The organism is Micromonospora sp. RL09-050-HVF-A, assembly GCF_019374995.1.
Taxonomy (GTDB): Bacteria; Actinomycetota; Actinomycetes; order Mycobacteriales; family Micromonosporaceae; genus Micromonospora; species Micromonospora antibiotica.
This window is the reverse complement of sequence record NZ_JAGKQP010000002.1, coordinates 1,282,989-1,303,508: the sequence shown is the minus strand read 5'-3', so window position 1 is coordinate 1,303,508 and position 20,520 is coordinate 1,282,989. Positions and strand designations below refer to the sequence as shown.

Below are 20,520 nucleotides of genomic sequence, written 5' to 3'. Positions count from 1 at the left end.
CTCTCCCGAAGGGTGGTGGTGGGTGGTGCGTCAGTCGTCCTATGCCGCCAGGGGGATACGCGCCGGCGGCACCGCCCACGGCACCGCCAGCTCCGACAGCAGCGCGCCCTGCTCGGCGGCCCGGCGCAGCACCGCGTTGATCCCGCGTACCGTCACCACCCGCTCCGGCCCGCTGCCGGCGGCCGTGACCAGGTCGCCGTCGAGCAGGGTCGGCTCGGGGGCCTGCCGCACCTGTTCCAGCACGGCGGTGAACGGTGCGGTGCGGGCCAGCGGGGCGATCAGCGGGGTGCCGTCCGGGTCGGCGCGGTGGGCGAGCAGGTTCGCCAGCAGCCCCTGCCGGCCCGGCACCTCCCGGGGGTGCGGGTCACCGGGCAGCAGTAGCCGGTCGGTCGGGTACTCCAGCACCGCCCGCCCGGTGGTGCCGGTGACGATCACCTCACCGGCGACGAAGTCCTCCCCGGCCAGCGTCACCGCCGCCACGATCGGCGGCCCGCCGGGGGTGACGATCCGCAGGGTGGCGGTGTCGTCCACCTCGATCGGCCGGACCCGGTAGCGCTCCAGCTCGATGCGGGCCGGCCGGACCGGGGCGCTGGTCACCGTCTCGGCCACCGCCAGGCACTGCATCACCGCGTGCGCCAGCGGGTTGGCCAACGTCCCGTCGAGCACCGGTCGGCCGTGCAGGGTGCGCCGGCCGGCCCACGGGGAACGGGCGTAGTAGCTGTCGGGGCGTTGCCAGCAGGCGACCGTGCCGATGCCGGTGACGGTGCCCAGCCGGCCCTGCCCGACGGCGGCCGACAACTGCGCCAGCGCCACCGACCCGAGCGCCTGGAAGCCGACCTGGCAGGCCCGGCCGGTCGCGGCCAGCGCCCCGGCCAGCGTCCGGTGTTCGGCGGTGGACAGCACCGGAGGCTTCTCCAGCAGCAGGTCGGCACCGGCGGCGAGGACGTCCAGGGCGATCGGCAGGTGGGTGTGCGGCGGGGTGCACACGATCACCACGTCGGGGCGGGCGGCGGTGAGCATCTCCCGGTGGTCGGTGTGCACGGTGGTCCCGGTGGGCACCGGCGCGGCCGGCTCGTCCTCGATCGGCCGTACGTCCACCAGCGCCACCAGCCGCAGCCGTCCCGCCGCGTGCAGCGGGGCCACCGCCCGCCGGTGCCAGCGGCCGTGCCCGTTCGCGCCGACGATCGCCACCCGGGGCACCGCGACCCCGGTCCCGGCGGGGTGGTCGGGGTGGGCGGCCCCAGCCGGGCCACCCGGCGGTGTCCCGGTGGGGGAGCCCGACGGTATCCCGGTGGTCGCCGCCGGTGCGCCCTGGGCGGCGAGCCCGCCGACGGCGGCCGGCGGCACCGGGGCGGTCACGCCGCACCGGCCAGGACCGCCGCCACCGGGTGGGTACGCAACGCGCCCAGCCAGCCGGTGACGTCGGTGCGGAACCCGTCGTCGTCGGCGAGCGCGGCCGGGAAGACCTCCGGCAGGGCGAACAGCGCCTCGACCGTGCCGGCGGGGGTGCCCCCGGCGGTGGCGAGCGCGGCGGTGATCCGGTCGGCCAGCGGGTCGTCCAGCGGCAGCACCGTGCCGTCGTCGGCCCGCCCGTCGAGGAACCGCAGCCAGGCCGCCACGACCAGCGCCGACCAGTACGCCGGCCGGCCCTGTGCGCGCAGGTCGACGGCGGTGTGCAGGACCCGCTGCGGCAGCTTCTGCGACCCGTCCATCGCCACCTGGAGGGTGCGGTGCCGGATCGCCGGGTTGGCGAAGCGGGCCAGCACCTCGTCGCCGTACCCGGTGACCCGTACCCCGTCGGGTGGGGTGAAGCTCTCGGCCACGTCGTCGGCGACGAACCGGCGCAGCACGTCGGTCAGGCCGGGCAGGGCCAGCGCCTCGGCGATCGTCTCGCGGCCGGCCACCGCACCCAGGTAGGCCACCGCCGAGTGCACGCCGTTGAGGCCGCGCAGCTTCAGCCGTTCCCACGGGCCGGCGTCGGTGGTGAGCACCGCACCGGCCCGCTCCCACCGGGGCCGGCCGCCGGGGAAGTCGTCCTCCACCACCCACTGGGTGTACGGCTCGGCGGCCACCGCCGCCAGGTCGGTCACCCCGAGCGCGGCGCGGGCGTCCGCCAGCGTCGCGTCGGTGCTGGCCGGGACGATCCGGTCCACCATCGTGCCGGGGAAGCTCACCTGCCCGGCGAGGGCGTCCAGCACGGCGTCCGGCACCCCGGCCAGGGCCAGCGACTGCTGCACCAGGCCGCGCAGCCGACGCCCGTTGGACGGCAGGTTGTCGCAGCTGACCAGCGCGATCGGCCCCGCCTGTGCGGCGGCACGGGCGAGCAGCCCGCGCACCAGCAGGCCGGGCACGGTGACCGGTAGCCGGTCGGTGGTCAGGTCGCGGGTCAGCTCCGGGTCGGCCCGCAGCACCCCGGAGACCGGGTCCAGGTGGTACGCCTTCTCGGTCACCGTCAGCGTCACCACCCGGATCGCCGGGTCGGCCAGCAGCGCGAGCACCGCCGCCGGGTCGCTGGCGGCGTGCCGTACCCCGGCCAGCGCGCCGACGACCCGGGTCTCGGCCCGGTCGACGGCCAGCGCGGTGACGCTGAACAGCGCGTCCTGCGCCGCGAGGGCCTCGACCAGCGTGGTGCTGCGCGGCGCGACGCCGATGATGCCCCAGTCGCCGCCGGCCGCGTCGACCGCGGCCTCGGTGTAGACCGCCTGGTGGGCCCGGTGGAACGCGCCCAGTCCCAGGTGGACGATGCCGGCCGGCACGCTGCCCGGTCGGATCAGCGGTCGGCTCTGCTCGGGCACCCGGCGCAGGGTGGCCAGCCCCAACCGGTCGGTGCCGACGTTCACCGCCATGCCGGGCCGTCCGGGAAGCGGAACCGGGCGATCGACTCGGGGCGCATGGTGGCGCTGTAGCCGGGGGCGGTGGGCAGCAGGTACCGGCCGCCCCGGGTGCGGACCGGGTCGACGAAGTGTTCGTGCAGGTGGTCGACGTACTCGACCATCCGCCCGTCCAGGCTGGCACCGACCCGCAGATAGTCGAAGATCGCCAGGTGCTGCACGTACTCGCAGAGGCCGACGCCACCGGCGTGCGGGCAGATCGGCACCCCGAACTTCGCCGCCAGCAGGATCTCCGCCAGCACCTCGTTGACCCCGGCGACCCGGCAGGCGTCGATCTGCATCACCCCGATCGCCTCGGCCTGGAGCAGCTGCTTGAAGATCACCCGGTTGGCGGCTACCTCGCCGGTGGCGACCCGGCACCGGCCGTCGGTCGACGCGGTCACCGCGCGGGCGATCCGGGCGTGGCCGAGGATGTCGTCGGCGTGCGTCGGCTCCTCGATCCAGTACGGGTCGACCTCGGCCAGCGCGGTCATGTTGGTGATCGCCTCGTCGACGTCCCAGACCTGGTTGGCGTCCATCATCAGCAGCGCGTCCGGGCCGATCTCGGCCCGGATGATCCGCGCCCGGCGCAGGTCGTCGGCCGGCGGGCCGCCGACCTTCATCTTCATCGCCCGCCACCCCTGGGCGTACGCCTCGCGGGTCAGCGCCCGCACCTTCTCGTCCGGATACCCCAACCACCCCACCGACGTGGTGTACGACGGAAAACCGTTCTGCTCAAGTTCCGCGAGCCGTTCCGACCCTCCGACCAGTCCCTTGTCGAGCAGGGTGGCCGCCTCGTCGGGGGTGAGCGCGTCGGTGATGTGGTGGAAGTCGATGTTGGCCACCAGCTCGTCGGTGGACAGCTCGGCGAGGTAGCGCCACATCGGCTTGCCGGCCAGCTTGGCCCGCAGGTCCCAGACGGCGTTGACCAGCGCGCCGGCGGCCATGTGGATGACCCCCTTCTCCGGTCCCAGCCAGCGCAGCTGCACGTCGGCGGTGAGCGAGCGCCAGAACGCCACCGGCTCGGCCGCGATCTCCTCGACGGTGCGCCCCCGCACGTGGTGGGCGAGGGCCTCGATCGCCGCGCAGGTGATCTCGTTGCCCCGGCCGTTGGTGAAGGTGAACCCGGCACCCGTCGGGCCGCCGTCGGTGCGCAGCTCGACGTAGCTGGCCGAGTAGTCACCCCGGTTGATCGCGTCGGAGCCGTCGCCGGCCGCCGCGGTGGGGAACCGGACGTCGTGCACGTCGACGTCGGTGATCCTGGTGCTCATGCGGACCCTCCGAACCTGAAGACCTTCTTGGGCAGCCGGTACGCCAGGTCGACGACCGTCTCGGCGGCCTCGTCCTCGGTCAACCGGTGCTCGGCGACGAGGCGGGCCAGGAAACCGGCGTCGATCCGGCGGGCCACGTCGTGGCGGACCGGGATGGAACAGAACGCGCGGGTGTCGTCGACGAACCCGGCGGTGTTGTAGAACCCGGCGGACTCGGTGACCGCCTCCCGGAACCGGCGCAGCACCTCCGGGGAGTCCAGGAACCACCAGGGCGCCCCGAGGTAGAGCGCGGCGTAGCCCCCGGCCAGCGGGCCAGCTCCCGGGTGAACGTGTACTCGTCGAGGGTGTAGAGCACCACCCGCAGCCGCGGGTCGTTGCCGTACGCGTCGAGCAGCGGGGCGAGCGCGTGCACGTACTCGGTGGCGTGCGGGACGTCGCCGCCGACGTCGCGGCCGTGGGTGGCGTACAGCCGGCGGTTGTGGTTGCGCACCGCCCCGGGGTGCAGTTGCAGCACCAGCCCGTCGTCGAGGGACATCCGGGCGAACTCCACCAGCATGTGCGCCCGGAACGTCTCGGCGTCGGCGGCGTCGGCGAGCCCGCGCCGGCCCTTGTCGTAGAGCCGGGCCGCCTCGTCGGCGCTCAGCGCCAGGGTGCGCGCGGTGGGGTGGCCGTGGTCGGAGGAGGTCGCGCCGGCCGCGACGAACGCCGCCCGGCGGGCCCGCAGCGCGTCCAGGTAACCGGCGTACGTGCCGGTGTCGACGCCGGCCACCTCGCCGAGCCGGGCCACGTTGTCGGCCCAACCGTCGAACTCCATGTCGACCACGTTGTCCGGGCGGAAGGTGGTGACCACCCGGCCGCCCGGGCCGCCCCAGCCGTCGGCGGCGAGCTTGGCGTGCGCGGCGAGGTCGTCCAGGGGCGACTCGGTGGTGGCGAGGACCTCGATCCGGAACCGTTCGAACAGCGCCCGGGGCCGGTACGCCGGCTCGGCCAGCCGGGCGGCCACCTCGTCGTAGACGGCGTCGGCGGTGTCCGGGGTCAGCGCCGTGTCCACCCCGAACACCTCGCTGAAGGTGCGTTCCAGCCACAGTCGGGACGGGGTGCCCCGGAACAGGTGCCAGTGCGCGGCGAAGCGCCGCCAGATCGTCCGGCCGTCGGTCTCCACCGGGCTGCCGTCGACGCTGGGCACGCCCAGTTCGGCCGGGGGGACGCCCTGGCTGAGCAGCATCCGGGTGAGGTAGTGGTCGGGCACGATGAGCAGCCGGGCCGGGTCCGGGAAGGGCTGGTCCTCGGCCAGCAGCGCCGGGTCGACGTGTCCGTGCGGCGAGATGATCGGCTGCGGCCCGGCCAGGGCGTACAGCTCGCGGGCGATGGCCCGGACGCCCGGGTCGGTCGGCAGGAGCAGGTCAGGAGAGGTCGGCACGTCGGGGGACTCCTCGGGTACGGGCGGCGGGTCGGCGGATCAGGGCGGGGACGGTGGTGGGGTGGGCCCCGAACGGCCGGGCTAGGCAGGTGGCTGGGCCGCAACGGGTCAGGGTGGGTGCAGGGTCGGCCGGCAGCGGTCAGGGCAGGGTGAGCAGGTCGGCGACGCGCACCGGGTCGCCGGTGGCGAAGGACCGGTTGGCGGCCAGGCCGGTGAGCAGGGCCAGTGCCCCGTCGTGGGCGGTGGCGGCCCGGTCCAGCGGGTCCGGTTCGCCACCGAAGATCACCCGGGTCATCCGGGTGTCCGCGCCGCCGTGGCCCTGCCGGGTGTAGCCCTCGACGGGGATCCGGGTGGGCGGGGCCCAGAACGGGCGCAGGGTCAGGGTGGCCTCGCCGTGCTCGGCGGCGGCCTCGTCGCCGTGCAGGGCCGCCCCCTTGAGCGCACCGGCGGCGGCCGGGCTGACGAAGTCGCTCTCGGTGACCTCCAGTTCCAGCCGGCCCCGGCTGCCGTTGACCATCACCCGGTAGCCCTCCCAGGGGGCGTACGCGGTGAGGTGGTAGGTCATCGTCGCGCCGGTGGAGTAGCGGGCCAGCACCGCCATGTCGTCCTCGATGGTGACGCCGGGGGCGAAGACGTTCTGGTCGCGGTGGTAGCCGTCCTCACCCTCGGCGTCGAGGTAGAGCTCCCGCAGTCGGGGGTGCTCGGCCAGCCGCAGGGCGAACGGGTCGTCGGTGGCGGCGGGGGAGTCGTGCGCCCGGTCGTAGTCGCGGGCGTAGCCGTGCCGGCGGCCGTCGTCGCCGTAGAAGAACAGCCGCCCGGCCGCGTACACCTCGACGGGGGTGGCGTCGAGCCACCAGTTGACCAGGTCGAAGTGGTGGCTGGCCTTGTGCACCATCAGCCCGCCGGAGCTGGCCTTGTCCCGGTGCCAGCGGCGGAAGTAGTCCGCGCCGTGCCGTACGTCGAGCAGCCACTCGAAGTGCACCGAGCCGATCTCGCCGACCGCGCCGTCGGCGAGCAGCCTTCTGACCTGCTCGTGCAACGGGTTGTAGCGGTAGTTGAAGGCGACGGTGACCTGCCGGCCGGTCTCGGCGACCGCGTCGAGGATGCGTCGGCAGCGGGGGGCGTCGGTGGTCATGGGTTTCTCGGTGACCACGTCGCAGCCGGCCCGCAGGGCCGCCACGATGTACTCGTCGTGGGTGACGTCGACGCTGGTCACCAGGACCACGTCGACCCGTTCCTTGGCGAGCATGGCGGTGAAGTCGTCGGCCCGGTAGGTCGGCACGGGCGGGTGGCCCAGCTCGGTCAGCCACCGGTTGTGCGCGTCCATCCGGGTCTGGTTGACGTCGGCGAAGGCGACCAGCTCGGCGGTGTCGGCGTGCTCGGTGACCAGGGCGCGGACGAACATCTCGGCTCGCGCCCCGGTGCCGACCAGGGCGTGCCGGCGGCGGGACGCGGCTGGTGGTGACATCGGGTGGACCTCCCCGGTTGCTGCAAAGGTTTGCAGTGAAGAAACCACGGCGATGAAGAGCACGTCAACGATCGATGCCAATCCCGTGTCATAGATCCCGTTTCGTGGGCTTAAAGGGGCATGGCGGGAGCGCCTCCGCAATCGACCTGTAACAAACTCCCGTTGACAGTGGAGCAACCGTTTGCATTAATTGGCGGCACCCACGTGACCCCGACCACACCATCGACGAGAGGGCCGCCCGTGCCAGCCACCATCCGCGACGTCGCGCGGGCCTCGGGCGTGCACATCTCCACGGTGTCCCGCACCTTCTCCGCACCCCACCTGGTCAACCCGGAGACCCGGGTCCGGGTGCTGGCCTGCGCCGAGGAACTCGGCTACCGCCCCAACCGGGCCGCCCGCGCCCTGATCACCGGCCGGACCCACAACATCGGCCTGATCATCGCCGACATCGCCAACCCGTTCTTCCCACCGCTGATCAAGGCGGCCGAGGGGCAGGCCCGGCACCGCGACTACCACGTCTTCGTGGCCGACACCAACGAGGACCCGGCCGCCGAGGAGGAGCTGGTCCACGCGCTGGCCAAGCAGGTCGACGGGGTGCTGCTGTGCAGCCCCCGGATGAGCAACGCGCTGATCGAGCAGGTCAGCCGGGAAGTCCCGGTGGTGGTGATAAACCGGCAGGTCACCGGCCTGCCCTGCGTGATGATGGACGTCGGCCAGGGGGCCCGCGCCGCGATCGAGCACCTGCTCGGCCTCGGCCACCGGCAGCTCGCCCTGCTCGGCGGCCCGCGCGGCTCCTGGACCAACCAGCAGATACGCCGGGCGGCCGGGGCCGCCGCCCGCTCCGGCGGGGCCGAGCTGACCGTGCTCGGGCCGAACCCGCCCACCGAGACCGGCGGCAGCGCACTGGCCACCCAGGTACGCGACAGCGGCGTCACCGCCGTGCTCGCCTACAACGACCTGATGGCGATCGGGCTGATCGAGGGGCTCGACCACCTCGGCATCCGGGTGCCGCAGGACGTCAGCGTGGTCGGCGTCGACGACATCGCGCTGAGCCGACTCACCCGCCCCAAGTTGACGACGGTGGCCACGCCAACCGCGGCCGCCGGCCGGACGGCCGTCGACATGCTGCTGCAACACGACTCCGAACTCCGCCCCCGCGGCGGGGGACGGGCAGCGGCCGTCGGCGACCGACGCACCACCGCACAGGTAATGCTCCAGACCGAACTGGTCATTCGCGACTCGACCGGACCCCTACCCGGTCGATCCCGTCCCGGATCCGTTCCGGATGGCCCGGGCCCGCATCGCCTTGCGGACCCGGGCAGCCCGACCGTGACCACCGGTGGCGTCGTCGCCTCCTAGCCCGAGGAGTGAGCGCATGCACCCCGCAACGTCCCCCACCGCCGGCACGCCGGCCGAGCCGCACCACCGTACCCCCGCACCCCGTCGTCGATTCCTGCGCGGCCTGGTCGCCGCCGCCGTCGCCGTACCGCTGATGTTCGGCGCGGCGGCCTGCGGCGACGACGACGCCGGTGCCGACGGCCAGATCAAGCTCTCCATCTTCTGGTGGGGCGGTGAGGCGCGGGCCAAGCTCACCGAGGACGCCCTCGCCCTCTACACCAAGAAGCACCCGAACGTGACCTTCGAGAAGACCTGGCAGGCCAACCAGGGCTACTTCGACAAGCTGGCCACCCTCACCGCCGGCGGCAACCCGCCGGACCTGTTCCAGATCGACGACAACTACCTGTCCGAGTACGCCGGCCGCAGCACCGTGCTCGACCTCAAGAGCTACCAGGACTCCGGCAAGCTCGACGTGTCCAAGTTCCCCAAGAGCCTGTTGGAGTACGGCGTCGTCGACGGCAAGCTGGCCGGGGTGGCCTCCGGCGAGAACACCCAGGGCCTGGTCTACAACAAGACCCTGCTGACCAGCAACGGCCTCCCGGAGCCGACCACCGGCCAGAGCTGGGAGGAGCACATCGCCTGGGCCGAGCAGGTGGCCAAGAAGACCAAGGTCCCGGGCACCCAGGACCCGAGCGCCGACTACAAGGCGTTCTGGGTGTGGCTGCGCCAGCAGGGCAAGGACCTCTACAACGGCAAGGACCTCGGCTTCACCGCCGAGGACGTGACGAAGTGGTTCGAGCTGTGGAAGGGCGCCCGGGACCGGGGCGCCACCCCCACCCCCGACGTGATCCACGAGGGCAACGCCAGCGACGTGACCAAGCAGCTGGTGGTCACCGGCAAGGCCGCGACCTCCTGGGTGTGGGTCAACCAGATGCCGGACCTGAAGAAGAACACCAAGGACGAGCTGGGCGTCGTCGCCTACCCGGGTGACCCGAGCGCCCAGTGGGCCCGCGCCTCGATGTACTGGTCGGTGTTCAAGAGCAGCAAGCACCGCGACACCGCCGTCGACGTGATCAACTTCCTGGCCAACGACCCGGAGGCGGCGGCGCTGCTCGGCACCGACCGGGGGCTGCCGTCGAACATGGACCTGCGGGCCAAGGTCAGCGAGACGGTGACCGACCCGGCGATGAAGCAGTCCATCCAGGTCGAGACCGAGCTGGCGCAGAAGTTCGGCCAGTCGCCGCAGGTGCCGATCAAGGGGCACAGCAAGGTCAAGTCCGAGCTGGTCAAGGCCGCCGAGAACGTCCAGTACAAGCGGGCCACCCCGGCCCAGGCGGCGGAGCAGTTCATCGCCGCCTGCAAGTCCGCGATCGCCTGATCGACGGATCGCGGTCGACGAAAGGAGCCGGCCCCGTGGCCCTCACCACGGCCCCCGGCCGGACCGGACGCACCGGTTCCGCCCGCCCCCGCGCCAACCGGCGTCGGGGTGGGCGGGACCGGCACGCCGAAGGACTGGCGGGTTACGTATTCCTCTCGCCCTGGCTCATCGGACTGATGGGCGTCACGGCGATCCCCATGCTGCTCTCGCTCTGGCTGAGCTTCACCAACTACGACATCCTCACCCCGCTGTCCGAGGTGCAGTGGGTGGGGCTGGCCAACTACGAGCGGATGTTCACCGCCGACCCGTCGTACTGGCACGCGGTCCGGGTCACGTTGACCTTCGCCCTGGTGGCCGTACCGTTGAAGCTGGCCGCAGCGCTCGGGGTGGCGCTGCTGCTCAACAAGGCCTGGCGGGGGGTGGGCCTGTTCCGGGCGCTGTTCTACCTGCCGTCCCTGCTCGGTGGCAGCGTCGCGCTGGCCATCGTCTGGGTCAACATGTTCAATCGGGACGGCGCGTTCAACTCGTTCCTCGCGCTGTTCGGCATCGAGGGACTGCCCTGGGTCAGCGACCCGGACTGGGCGCTGCAAACCCTGATGGTGCTGGCGATCTGGCAGTTCGGGGCCCCGATGGTGATCTTCCTGGCCGGGTTGAAGCAGGTGCCCACCGAGCTGTACGAGGCCGCCTCCGTCGACGGCGCCAGCCGGTGGTCGCAGTTCTGGCACGTCACCCTGCCGATGCTCTCCCCGGTCATCTTCTTCAACCTGGTGCTGGAGACCATCAACGGGTTCCAGGGTTTCACCGCCGCCTTCGTGCTCAGCAACGGCACCGGCGGCCCGGTCGACTCCACCCTGATGTACACCCTGAAGCTCTACATCGCAGGCTTCACCGACCTGGAGATGGGCTACGCCTCCGCGATGGCCTGGGTGTTCCTGATCGCGATCGGCCTGATCACCGTGGTCTTCTTCAGCACCGGGCGGTTCTGGGTGCACTACTCCGACGGGGAGAAGTGATGGTGGCGGTGACCTCGACGGCGCGGCGGCCCGGCCGTCGCCGGCAGGGCGGCCGGCAGGCCGTACGCCTGCTGATCCTGATCGTGATCGTGGCGGTGGTGCTCTATCCGCTGCTGTGGATGGTGGGCACCTCGGTCAAGTCGCAGGAAGAGATCGTCAACAACATCGGTCTGCTGCCCGAGCGGTTCACCCCGGGCAACTACACCGCCGGCTGGGGCAACTTCGACCTCAGCTTCGGCACGTTCTTCCTCAACAGCGCCATGGTCAGCCTGTTGACCGTGGTCGGCAACGCGGCCTCCTGCCTGCTCGCCGCGTACGCCCTGGCCCGGTTGCGGTTCCGGCTGCGGGGGGTCTGGTTCGCCGTCATGATCGGCACCCTGCTGCTGCCCGGCCACGTGCTGATCGTGCCGCAGTACATCCTGTTCCGCAGCCTGGGCCTGGTCGGCGGGGAGTGGCCCTACCTGCCGCTGCTCATCCCGCAGTTCCTGGCCACCGAGGCGTTCTTCGTGTTCCTCATGGTGCAGTTCATGCGGGGCATCCCGCGCGAACTCGACGAGGCCGCCAAGATCGACGGTGCCAGCCCGTACGGCATCTTCCGGCACGTCATCCTGCCGCTGAGCCGCCCGGCGCTGGTCACCACGGCGATCTTCTCGTTCATCTGGACCTGGAACGACTTCTTCCGGCAACTGGTCTTCCTGTCCAGCCTGGACGACTACACCGTGCCGGTGGCGCTGACCCTGTTCATCGACTCCACCAGCCAGAGCGCGGTCGGCCCGATGTTCGCCATGTCGGTGCTGTCGCTGCTGCCGGTCTTCCTGTTCTTCCTGGCCTTCCAACGGATGCTGGTCGAGGGCATCAACACCAGCGGGTTGAAGGGATGACCGCCGTACCGGTGACGGAGCCGGCCGAGGCGCCCCTGCGCCGGGACTGGCGCGACACCCTGCGCGACGCCACCGACCTGGCGCTGCTCGGGTTCGCCGTGACGCTGGCCGCGCTGCCGGTGCTCACCCTCGCACCGGCCCTGGCCACCGCCAGCGCCGCCGTGCACGACCGGCTGACCCTCGGCGGCTGGCCGGACCTGCGCACCACGCTGTCCCGGTTCGGCCGGGCCCTGCCCGCCGGCCTGGTGGCCAGCGCCGTCGGGGTGGCCGTCGCCGTCGCGCTCGGCGTCGACCTGGTGGCGCTGGCCACCGGCCGGGTGCCCGGTGGCGGCGTCGCGCTGGCCGGCACCGCCGTGGTCACCGCCGCGCTGGCCGGGTACGCCGGGCTGACCGTGGTGGCGATCGGTCGTACCGGCGGCCGGGGCTTTCGGGCCGCGGCCCGGGTCGCCGCCCGGACCGGCCTGGCCCGGCCGGGGACCTGGGCGGCGGCCGGCGGGGTCTGCGCGGTGGCCGCTCTGTTGGGGATACTGGTCACCCCGGTGGCGGTGCCGATCCTGGCCGGCTACGCGTTGGCCGCCCTGCACGCCGTCGCCGCCCGCCGGTCCACCACCCGGACGGAGGCACCGTGACCGGTCACCCCCACCCCACCCCGGCCCAGCTCGGCCCGGAACCGGCCCGCCCCGGCGCGGACTCGACCGGATCCGCCCGGCCGCAGGTCCGGTTCGACCCGGACGGCCCGGGCGACGACGAGCCCCGGTTGCACGTCGGTGACGTCGAGGTGGCCCGGTACGTGGTGCGCCCCGACCTGGACCCGAAGCACGGGCCCCGGCCCTACCTGCACCCGGTGCGGACGCTGGCCGGCACCCCGGTCACCGACGCCCTGCCCGCCGACCACGTCTGGCACCTCGGGGCGTCGCTGGCGGTGCAGGACGTCGCCGGCACCAACCTGTGGGGTGGCCGGACGTACGTCCGGGACACCGGTTACACCTGGCGCGACGACCACGGGGTGATTGCCCACACGCGGTGGCGCGAACGCACCCCGGACCGGTTGGCGCACGTGTTGCAGTGGCGTGACCGCGACGGCGGGGTGCTGCTCACCGAGCACCGCCGGCTCGCCGCGACCCCGGTGGCCCCCGACGCCTGGGCCCTCGACGTCGACTACACCCTCACCGCCCCCACCGATCGGGACGTCCATCTGGGCAGCCCGGCCACCAACGGGCGACCCGACGGGGCCGGCTACGGCGGGTTCTTCTGGCGGGCCGTCGCCGACGGGGAGCCGGTCACGTTCACCGCCGACGCCGACGGGGAGCAGGCGGCCAACGGCAGCGCCGCCCGCTGGGTCGCGCTGACCGGCGTCGCGCCGGACGGTGGGGCGTACACCCTGGTCTTCACCGGCCTCGGGTTGGGCGACAGGTGGTTCGTGCGGACCGCGATGTACCCGGGGGTCTGCGTCGCCTTCGCCTTCGACCGGCCGGCCGTGGTGCCCGCCGGTGGCCGCCGCGCCGGCCGGCACCGGGTGCTGGTCGCCGACGGGGTACGCGACCGGGCCGGCGTGGTCGCCCTGCTCGCCGCCGCGGAGCCGGTGTGACCGCCGACCGGCCGGCCACGGCACCATCCGCCGACCGGCCGGCCACGGGAGTGTCCGCCGACCGGTCGGCCGCGGGACTGTCCGCCGACCGGTCGGCTGAGCAGGCGTCGGTCGGGCCGGAGGTGGTCACCGTCGGCGAGTCGATGGTGGTGCTCAGCCCCGATCCGACGGGTCCGCTGGACCGGGCCGACCGGTTGGGCGTCTCCGTCGGCGGTGCCGAGTCCAACGTGGCCTCCGCGCTCGCCGGGCTCGGCCACCGGACGGCGTGGGTGAGCCGGGTCGGCGACGACCCGTTCGGTCGGCGGGTGCTGCGGCACGTCGCCGCCACCGGCGTGGACACCCGCCTGGTCACCGTCGACCCGACCGCCCCGACCGGCGTCTACCTCAAGGACCCGATGCCCGGCGGCACCGCCGTGCACTACTACCGGTCCGGCTCGGCGGCGTCCCACCTCGACCCGCAGGTGCTGGACGACCCGGCGCTGGCCGGGACCCGGCTGCTGCACCTGTCCGGGATCACCGCGGCCCTCTCGCCGTCCTGTGCGGCCCTGGTGCGCCGGGCGCTCACCGACCGGCCACTGCCCGCCGCCCGGGTCACCTTCGATGTCAACCACCGGGCCCGGCTGTGGTCGGCGGAGACCGCCGCGCCGGTGCTACGCGGGCTCGCCGACGCCGCCGACGTGGTCCTCGTCGGACTCGACGAGGCCCGCGCCCTGTGGGGCGTCACCGCTCCGGACGCCGTACGCGACCTGCTGCCCGGTCCGGAACTGGTGGTGGTCAAGGACGCCGACGTCGGTGTCACCGCGCTGCCCCGCGGCGGACCGGACGTCTTCGTCCCCGCGCTGCGGGTGCCGGTGCACGAGCCGGTCGGGGCCGGCGACGCGTTCGCCGCCGGCTGCCTGTCGGGGCTGCTGCGCGGCCTCGACCTGGAGCACTGCCTGCGGCTCGGGCACCTCTGCGCGGCCCCCGCCCTGACCGTGGCCGGGGACACCGCCCCGCCACCGCGCCGGGCGCTGGCCGACCGGCTCCTGGCCCTGCCGGCGGGGGACTGGGCGAGCCTGGACCTGGTCGACGCCGGACTGCTCCCCACCCCCGCCACCGGAAGGAACGGTCGATGACCGCGCACGACTTCGCACCCCTGTTCGGCACCGCGCGGGTGATGGTGATCCTGCGGGACCTGCCGCCGGCGGAGACCGTCCGGCTCGCCCAACGGGCCTGGAACCTCGGCATCGACGTGGTCGAGGTGCCGATCCGCACCCCGGACGCCACGCTGTCCCTGCGGGCGGCGGTGGAGGCCGGCAAGGACCGGGGCCGGCGGGTCGGCGCCGGCACGGTGCGCACCCCCGCCCAGGTCCGGCAGGCCGCCAGCGCCGGGGCGGCGTTCACCGTCGCCCCCGGGCTGGACCTGGCGGTGGCCGACGCGGCGGTCAGCTACGGCATCCCGCACCTGCCCGGGGTGGCCACCCCCACCGAGGCGCAGCTCGCGCTCGACCACGGGCTGATCTGGCTCAAGGCGTTCCCGGCGGTCAGCCTCGGCCCACAGTGGTTCAAGGCGGTCGCCGGCCCGCTGCCGGAGCTGCGGTTCGTGGCGACCGGTGGGATCGACGCCGGTAACGCCGCCGACTTCCTCGCCGCCGGGGTGCGGGTGGTGGCGGTGGGTTCGGCGCTGTCCGACCCTCGGCAGATCGACCGGCTCGCCGAGCTGGCGACGACCCCGGCCTGAGCCGGTGCCGACCCCGCCCACCCACCCGCCGTGGTGCCTGCCCGGTGCGGGCGGATCAGTCCGGGGCGGGGCCGAGGCTGTCCCGGACGACCAGGGTGGCCGGCAGCACCTCGACCCGGGGCCGGTCCGCCGCCGGGCCCAGGGCCAGGGTCATCGCCCGCGCGCCCAGCTCCACCAGCGGCAGCCGGACGGTGGTCAGCGCCGGGGTGACGTCGGCGGCGACCGGCATGTCGTCGAAGCCCACCACCGAGACCTGCCCGGGCACCGCGACGTTGCGGGCGCGCAGCAGGGTCAGCGCACCGACGGCCATCGAGTCGTTCAACGCCACCAGGGCGGTCAACCCGGGGACGGCGTCGAGCAGTTCACCGGCGGCGCGGGCGCCACCGTCGCGGTCGAAGTCGGCGTAGCGGATGCGCTCGGCGGGCAGCGGGTGGCCGCCCTCGGCGAGCGCGGCCCGCAGCCCGTCGAGCCGGTCGGTGATCGTGGTCAGCACCTGCGGGCCGGCGACCACCCCGATCCGGGTGTGCCCCCGGCGCAGCAGTTCCGTGCCGAGCAGCCGGCCGCCGTCGGTGTTGGCCGGCATCACCGCGTCGCCCGGGTGTTCGTGCCGGCCCACCACCGCCACCCGGCCACCGGTCGTCTCGTAGGCGGCCAGCTTCTCGGCGAGCCGGGCGGTGAAGGTGGCGTCGTGGTAGCCGGAACCGGCCAGCACGATCGCGGCGACCTGCTGGGCGCGCAGCATCTCCACGTACTCCAGCTCGCGTTCCGGGTCGCGGTAGCTGTTGCAGATGATGACCAGCCGGCCGTGGTCGGTGGCGACCCGTTGCAGCCCCCGGGTCAGCTCGGCGAAGTACGGGTCGGATACGTCGTGCACCACCACGCCGACCACGCTGCGCTGCGGGCGGGCCAGCAGCTGGGCGTGCGCGTTCGGCACGTAGCGCAGGTCGGCGACGGCCCGCAGCACCCGTTCGCGCAGGTTGTCGGCGACGGGCTTGCTGCTGCCGTTGATCACCCGGGAGGCGGTGGCGGGGGAGACCCCGGCGCGACGGGCGACATCGGCCAGCGTCGCCATGGGCACCCCCGAAAGTGTCCGGACCCGATCCGGGCCGCGCGGTAGCGGACAGGTTACCGCAACGGTCGGGGCGGGCCCTTGCCCGTGGTCGGGCCGCCACCTAGGCTGCTAGGAAAGCGCTTACCTATGTACCGTGCACAGGGGAAGGACGACCCATGACCCGAAGGTCGATCGGCATCATCGTCAACGGCGTCACCGGTCGGATGGGCTACCGCCAGCACCTCGTCCGTTCCCTGCTCGCGATCCGTGAGCAGGGTGGACTGCCGCTGGGCGACGGCACCCGGATCTGGCCCGAGCCGATCCTGGTCGGCCGGGACGAGACCCGCCTGCAGGCGGTCGCGCAACGGCACGGCCTCACCGACTGGACCACCGACCTCGCCGCCGCCCTCGCCCGCGACGACGCGGAGATCTACTTCGACGCCCAGGTGACCCAGCAACGGGAGAAGGCGATCCGACAGGCCATCGAGGCCGGCAAGCACATCTACACCGAGAAGCCCCTCGCCGAGTCCAGCGCCGCCGCGCTCGAACTGGTCCGGGCCGCCGACGCCGCGGGCATCCGCACCGGCGTCGTGCAGGACAAACTCTTCCTCCCCGGGCTGCGCAAGCTCCGCCGGCTGATCGACGGCGGTTTCTTCGGCCGCATCCTGTCCATCCGCGGCGAGTTCGGCTACTGGGTGTTCGAGGGTGACTGGCAACCCGCCCAGCGGCCCTCGTGGAACTACCGCACCGAGGACGGCGGCGGCATCGTGATGGACATGTTCCCGCACTGGCAGTACGTGCTGGAGGAGCTGTTCGCCCCGGTCCGCGCGGTCACCTGCCTCGCCGCCACCCACATCCCCGAGCGCGTCGACGAGGCCGGCCGCCCCTACCCCGCCACCGCCGACGACGCGGCCTACGGGATCTTCGAACTCGACGGCGGGATCGTCGCCGCGCTCAACTCGTCCTGGGCCACCCGGGTGCACCGCGACGAACTGGTCGAGTTCCACGTCGACGGCACCGAGGGCAGCGCCGTCGCCGGGCTGCGCCGCTGCCGGGTCCAGCACCGGGCGGTCACCCCCAAACCGGTGTGGAACCCCGACCTGCCCGCCACCGAGGACTTCCGCGCCCAGTGGACCGAGGTGCCCGACAACGAGGAGTTCGACAACGGGTTCAAGGTGCAGTGGGAGGCGTTCCTGCGGCACGTCGTCACCGGATCCCCGTTCGCCTGGGACTTCCTGGCCGGGGCGCGCGGGGTGCAACTGGCCGAGCTGGGGCTGCGCTCCGCGCGGGAGGGCCGCCGCGTCGAGGTGCCGGAGCTGTCCCGGTGACCGCCACCGTCCGGCTGCCCGACGGCGGCACCCACCGGCTGCGCGGGGGCACGGGCCACGCCCGGCCCACCGGCCCGTCCACCAGCCGGGTGGCGTACGCCGCGGCGCACGTCGTCGCCGACCCGCGCGCGGAGAACGTGCCGGGCGCCCCGGCCGCCGTCGACTGGGACCGCACCCTCGCCTTCCGGCACCACCTCTGGTCGTACGGGCTGGGGGTGGCCGAGGCGATGGACACCGCACAGCGCGGCGCGGGCCTGGACCACCCGGCCACCCGGGAGCTGATCCGGCGCAGCGCCGCCGAGGCCCGCGCGGTCGGCGGCCGGATCGTCGCCGGGGTCGCCACCGACCAGCTCCCACCCGGCCCGGCCACGGTGCCCCAGGTGATCCGGGCGTACGCCGAGCAACTCGCCGACGTCACCGCCGCCGACGCCCGCCCGGTGCTGATGTGCAGCCGTCACCTGGCCGCCGCCGCCACCGGCCCCGACGACTACCTACGGGTGTACGACGAGCTGCTCACCGCCGCCGACCAGCCGGTGGTGCTGCACTGGCTGGGCGACATGTTCGACCCGGCGCTGGCCGGCTACTGGGGCTCGACCGACCTCGACGAGGCCACCGAGACGGTGCTGCACCTGATCAAGCAACACCAGGGGAAGGTCGACGGGATCAAGGTGTCCCTGCTCGACGCCGACCGGGAGGTCGCACTGCGCCGTCGCCTGCCCGCCGGGATACGCCTCTACACCGGCGACGACTTCCACTACCCGGAGCTGATCCGGGGCGACGCGCAGGGGCACTCCGACGCGCTGCTCGGCGTCTTCGCCGCCATCGCGCCGGCCGCCGCCGCCGCGCTCGCCGCCCTCGACGCCGGTGACCTGGGCCGGTACGAGGCGGTGTTCGCCCCGACCCTGCCGCTGGCCCGGCACCTGTTCGCCGCGCCGACCTGGTTCTACAAGACCGGCATCGTGTTCCTCGCCTGGCTGGCCGGGCACCAGGAGCACTTCACCATGCTGGCCGGGCAGCAGTCCGGCCGGTCCCCGGCGCACCTGGCCCGGCTGCTCGTCCTCGCCGACGACGCCGGCCTGCTGCCCGACGCGGAGCTGGCCGCCGCGCGGGCGCGGGCGTACTTCACCGTGGCCGGGGTGACCCAGTGACCGGGGCGGCGGCCGGGGGTGGTGCGGTGCCTGGCGGTGGCGTGGCGGCCGGGTTGGAACGGTTCTCGTTCAACCAGGCCACCGCCCAGCACTGGCCGCTGGCCGCGGCGGTCGCCGGCTGCGCGGCGGCCGGGGTGCCCGGCATCGGCCTGTGGCGCGAACCCGTCCAGGAATTCGGCGTCGAACGGGCGGCCCGGCTGGTCCGGGACGCCGGGCTGACCGTCACCTCGCTGTGCCGGGGCGGGTTCTTCACCGCCCCGGACTGGTGGGACGAGAACCGGCGGGCCATCGAGGAGGCGGCCACCCTCGGCAGCCGGGAACTGGTGCTGGTCTCCGGTGGGCTGCCGCCCGGCAGCCGGGACGTCGACGGGGCCCGCCGGCAGGTCGCCGACGCCGTCGCCGCCCTGGCCGACGAGGCGGCGGCGGCCGGGGTACGGCTGGCCATCGAACCGCTGCACCCGATGTTCAGCGCCGACCGGTGTGTGATCGCCACCCTCGGCCAGGCGCTCGACATCGCCGAACGGTTCGACCCGGCGGTGGTCGGGGTGGTGGTCGACACCTACCACGTGTGGTGGGACGACACGGTGTACGCGCAGATCGCCCGGGCCGGCGCCCGGATCGCCGCGTTCCAGGCGGCGGACTGGGTCACCCCGCTGCCGGAGGGCGTACTGCTCGGTCGGGCGCTGCCCGGGGAAGGCTGTGTGGAGCTGCGCCGGCTGCGTGCGGCGGTCGACGCCGCCGGGTACACCGGGCCGGTCGAGGTCGAGGTGTTCCAGGCGGCGCTCTGGTCCCGGCCCGGCCCGGAGATCCTCGCCGCGACCATCGACGCCTACCGTGCCCACGTGTCCTGACCCGATCGGAGCCGTGCCTGGTGGGCACGTCCGCCCTGCCACGGTGGCGGACGATGCTGGCTGCCGGGTCCGCCGGCCGGCCGGTCGGTCGTGGTCGGTCGGGGTCGCCTGGGACGTGCAGGTGCCTGGGCTTCGGCCGGGGGGAATCGGCTTCACGCAGAGTAGTGGAAGGCAGGTGGTTTCCCTCAGGGAGCGGTATGCCTCTGCGGCATGAATATGACGGACAGGCATACCGGTCCGTGCCTTGCCATGCCCCGCCGCCGGCTCACCACGATGGGCGGCTTTCCCACTGACCCGCAGCGCGCCGACCGATCCCCGCCGGACCGGCGATGGCCGACCGATCCCCTGCCGACCGGTCGGGTCATCGGACGGTGGCGGTGACGCGGACGGCCTTGACGATGGCGGGGATGGAGCCGATCAACAGCACCAGGCCCCAGACGATGGCCACGACCGCGAAGACCAGGGCCCCGACGTCGTCGAGAATGCTGACCAGGATCACCGGCACCAGCCGGTGCAGGAACTCCAGCACGACCGTGCACACCAGGGTGGTCAGCACCAGCAGGACCAAACCCTTGTTCTGGAGGAACCGGGGCTGGGCGAGCAGCAGCAGCCCACCCCAGACCAGTTTCAACAGCAGCACCAGACCGAGCAGCAGGCTGGCCTCGCCGACCGGGAAGAACCCCCACAGCGCCAGGTAGGCCAGGGTGCCGAAGGGCACGGCCAGGAAGAGCGACACCATCACCGTCAACTCGACGAAGGCGATCACCAGCAGCACCAGCGAGGCCAGGAGCAGCAGGATCGAGAAGACCAGGGTGGCCACCCCCTGCACCCGGCCCTGCACCCGGTCGGAGAGCACCAGGCTGAGGCAGAACAGCCCGGTCGTCCACAACGCCACCATGTCGATCAGCGCCAGGTAGCCGGTGCCCCGCCCGGAGGGCTCACTGATCCCGCCCACGTCGCCGACATCCACGCCCAGGTCCCGGGCGCTGGTCAGCAGCGCCCCACCCGCCTCGCCGCCGCCGGTGAGCAGCGACGACCCCAGTTCCAATCCCACCACCAGCGCCACCGCCAGCAGCGCCAACAGCAGGAACGGCTTGCGCAACTCGCCCACACCCGGCCTCCCTCCGCTCCGACACCGCCCCGGTCCAGTCCTGGCCGGTCCGGCCTACCCCGGTGGGCTGTCCCGGTCCGGTCC

At 73.6% G+C, this 20,520-nt stretch carries 17 protein-coding genes and 1 pseudogene; 11 read left to right on the top strand and 7 right to left on the bottom strand.

Translation table 11 applies throughout. The annotated features are described in order from the left end of the window. Positions 1–39: 39 nt before the first annotated feature. The 5 genes and pseudogenes from J7462_RS06060 to J7462_RS06040 form a co-directional block, all read right to left on the bottom strand. Positions 40–1,359, bottom strand: coding sequence for a Gfo/Idh/MocA family protein (locus J7462_RS06060; protein ID WP_374197504.1), 1,320 nt, complete (start codon positions 1,357–1,359; stop codon positions 40–42). Further along, on the bottom strand, positions 1,356–2,846 hold the full coding sequence (locus tag J7462_RS06055; RefSeq protein ID WP_219462503.1) for a mannitol dehydrogenase family protein: 1,491 nt from the start codon (positions 2,844–2,846) through the stop codon (positions 1,356–1,358). Before J7462_RS06055 ends, J7462_RS06060 begins: the two co-directional genes overlap by 4 nt. Continuing rightward, positions 2,837–4,141, bottom strand: coding sequence for an enolase C-terminal domain-like protein (locus J7462_RS06050; RefSeq protein ID WP_219462501.1), 1,305 nt, complete (start codon positions 4,139–4,141; stop codon positions 2,837–2,839). The genes J7462_RS06055 and J7462_RS06050 overlap by 10 nt, the downstream gene beginning before the upstream one ends. Continuing rightward, positions 4,138–5,561 (bottom strand): annotated as a pseudogene (uxaC, locus tag J7462_RS06045) (glucuronate isomerase). The gene J7462_RS06050 and the pseudogene uxaC overlap by 4 nt, the downstream one beginning before the upstream one ends. 139 nt (positions 5,562–5,700) lie before the next feature. Then, positions 5,701–7,029 (bottom strand): Gfo/Idh/MocA family protein, encoded by a 1,329-nt coding sequence (locus tag J7462_RS06040; RefSeq protein ID WP_219462499.1) that lies wholly within the window; start codon positions 7,027–7,029, stop codon positions 5,701–5,703. A gap of 240 nt (positions 7,030–7,269) precedes the next feature. Here J7462_RS06040 and J7462_RS06035 point away from each other — a divergent pair, with 240 nt between their 5' ends. The 8 genes from J7462_RS06035 to J7462_RS06000 are packed head-to-tail and all read left to right on the top strand — an operon-like array spanning position 7,270 to position 14,947. Continuing rightward, positions 7,270–8,388, top strand: coding sequence for a LacI family DNA-binding transcriptional regulator (locus J7462_RS06035; protein WP_219462497.1), 1,119 nt, complete (start codon positions 7,270–7,272; stop codon positions 8,386–8,388). 16 nt (positions 8,389–8,404) lie between these two features. Then, entirely contained in the window at positions 8,405–9,745 is a 1,341-nt protein-coding gene (locus J7462_RS06030) for an ABC transporter substrate-binding protein (RefSeq protein ID WP_219462496.1), read from the top strand. A gap of 35 nt (positions 9,746–9,780) precedes the next feature. Further along, a complete protein-coding gene (locus J7462_RS06025) occupies positions 9,781–10,758 on the top strand; it encodes a carbohydrate ABC transporter permease (RefSeq protein WP_219462493.1) in 978 nt (325 codons plus the stop codon). Continuing rightward, positions 10,758–11,639 carry a carbohydrate ABC transporter permease gene (locus tag J7462_RS06020; protein WP_255597601.1) on the top strand — a complete coding sequence of 294 codons (882 nt, stop codon included), beginning with the start codon at positions 10,758–10,760 and terminating at the stop codon, positions 11,637–11,639. Before J7462_RS06025 ends, J7462_RS06020 begins: the two co-directional genes overlap by 1 nt. Beyond that, a complete protein-coding gene (locus J7462_RS06015) occupies positions 11,636–12,268 on the top strand; it encodes a hypothetical protein (protein ID WP_255597600.1) in 633 nt (210 codons plus the stop codon). The genes J7462_RS06020 and J7462_RS06015 overlap by 4 nt, the downstream gene beginning before the upstream one ends. Further along, positions 12,265–13,227, top strand: coding sequence for a PmoA family protein (locus tag J7462_RS06010; RefSeq protein ID WP_308290776.1), 963 nt, complete (start codon positions 12,265–12,267; stop codon positions 13,225–13,227). Before J7462_RS06015 ends, J7462_RS06010 begins: the two co-directional genes overlap by 4 nt. Then, complete coding sequence (locus J7462_RS06005) at positions 13,224–14,342, top strand: sugar kinase (RefSeq protein WP_308290775.1); 1,119 nt, start codon at positions 13,224–13,226, stop codon at positions 14,340–14,342. Before J7462_RS06010 ends, J7462_RS06005 begins: the two co-directional genes overlap by 4 nt. Then, the gene (locus J7462_RS06000; RefSeq protein ID WP_208566550.1) at positions 14,339–14,947 is read left to right on the top strand and encodes a bifunctional 4-hydroxy-2-oxoglutarate aldolase/2-dehydro-3-deoxy-phosphogluconate aldolase; all 609 of its coding nucleotides are present in this window, start codon (positions 14,339–14,341) and stop codon (positions 14,945–14,947) included. Before J7462_RS06005 ends, J7462_RS06000 begins: the two co-directional genes overlap by 4 nt. Before the next feature lie 55 nt (positions 14,948–15,002). Here J7462_RS06000 and J7462_RS05995 read toward each other — a convergent pair whose 3' ends face one another. Further along, complete coding sequence (locus J7462_RS05995) at positions 15,003–16,019, bottom strand: LacI family DNA-binding transcriptional regulator (protein WP_208566815.1); 1,017 nt, start codon at positions 16,017–16,019, stop codon at positions 15,003–15,005. Between the two features lie 155 nt (positions 16,020–16,174). On the opposite strand from J7462_RS05995, the gene J7462_RS05990 reads away from it, so the two are divergent. Genes J7462_RS05990 through J7462_RS05980 form a run of 3 tightly spaced genes read left to right on the top strand, consistent with a single transcriptional unit; the run spans position 16,175 to position 19,325 of the window. Next, positions 16,175–17,326 carry a Gfo/Idh/MocA family protein gene (locus J7462_RS05990; protein ID WP_208566549.1) on the top strand — a complete coding sequence of 384 codons (1,152 nt, stop codon included), beginning with the start codon at positions 16,175–16,177 and terminating at the stop codon, positions 17,324–17,326. Further along, complete coding sequence (locus tag J7462_RS05985; protein WP_219462492.1) at positions 17,323–18,474, top strand: dihydrodipicolinate synthase family protein; 1,152 nt, start codon at positions 17,323–17,325, stop codon at positions 18,472–18,474. The genes J7462_RS05990 and J7462_RS05985 overlap by 4 nt, the downstream gene beginning before the upstream one ends. A gap of 26 nt (positions 18,475–18,500) precedes the next feature. Further along, entirely contained in the window at positions 18,501–19,325 is an 825-nt protein-coding gene (locus tag J7462_RS05980) for a sugar phosphate isomerase/epimerase family protein (RefSeq protein WP_308290774.1), read from the top strand. A 361-nt stretch (positions 19,326–19,686) separates the two neighbouring features. Here the strand turns inward: J7462_RS05980 and J7462_RS05975 are convergent, their stop codons facing one another. Then, entirely contained in the window at positions 19,687–20,436 is a 750-nt protein-coding gene (locus J7462_RS05975) for a hypothetical protein (protein WP_219462490.1), read from the bottom strand. Between the last annotated feature and the right edge of the window lie 84 nt (positions 20,437–20,520).

Coding starts and splice junctions, on each gene's coding strand:
- J7462_RS06055 (WP_219462503.1), bottom strand. CDS start 2,846: ATGGCGGTGAACGTCGGCACCGACCGGTTGGGGCTGGCCACCCTGCGC.
- J7462_RS06050 (WP_219462501.1), bottom strand. CDS start 4,141: ATGAGCACCAGGATCACCGACGTCGACGTGCACGACGTCCGGTTCCCC.
- J7462_RS06040 (WP_219462499.1), bottom strand. CDS start 7,029: ATGTCACCACCAGCCGCGTCCCGCCGCCGGCACGCCCTGGTCGGCACC.
- J7462_RS06030 (WP_219462496.1), top strand. CDS start 8,405: ATGCACCCCGCAACGTCCCCCACCGCCGGCACGCCGGCCGAGCCGCAC.
- J7462_RS06020 (WP_255597601.1), top strand. CDS start 10,758: ATGGTGGCGGTGACCTCGACGGCGCGGCGGCCCGGCCGTCGCCGGCAG.
- J7462_RS06015 (WP_255597600.1), top strand. CDS start 11,636: ATGACCGCCGTACCGGTGACGGAGCCGGCCGAGGCGCCCCTGCGCCGG.
- J7462_RS06000 (WP_208566550.1), top strand. CDS start 14,339: ATGACCGCGCACGACTTCGCACCCCTGTTCGGCACCGCGCGGGTGATG.
- J7462_RS05995 (WP_208566815.1), bottom strand. CDS start 16,019: ATGGCGACGCTGGCCGATGTCGCCCGTCGCGCCGGGGTCTCCCCCGCC.
- J7462_RS05990 (WP_208566549.1), top strand. CDS start 16,175: ATGACCCGAAGGTCGATCGGCATCATCGTCAACGGCGTCACCGGTCGG.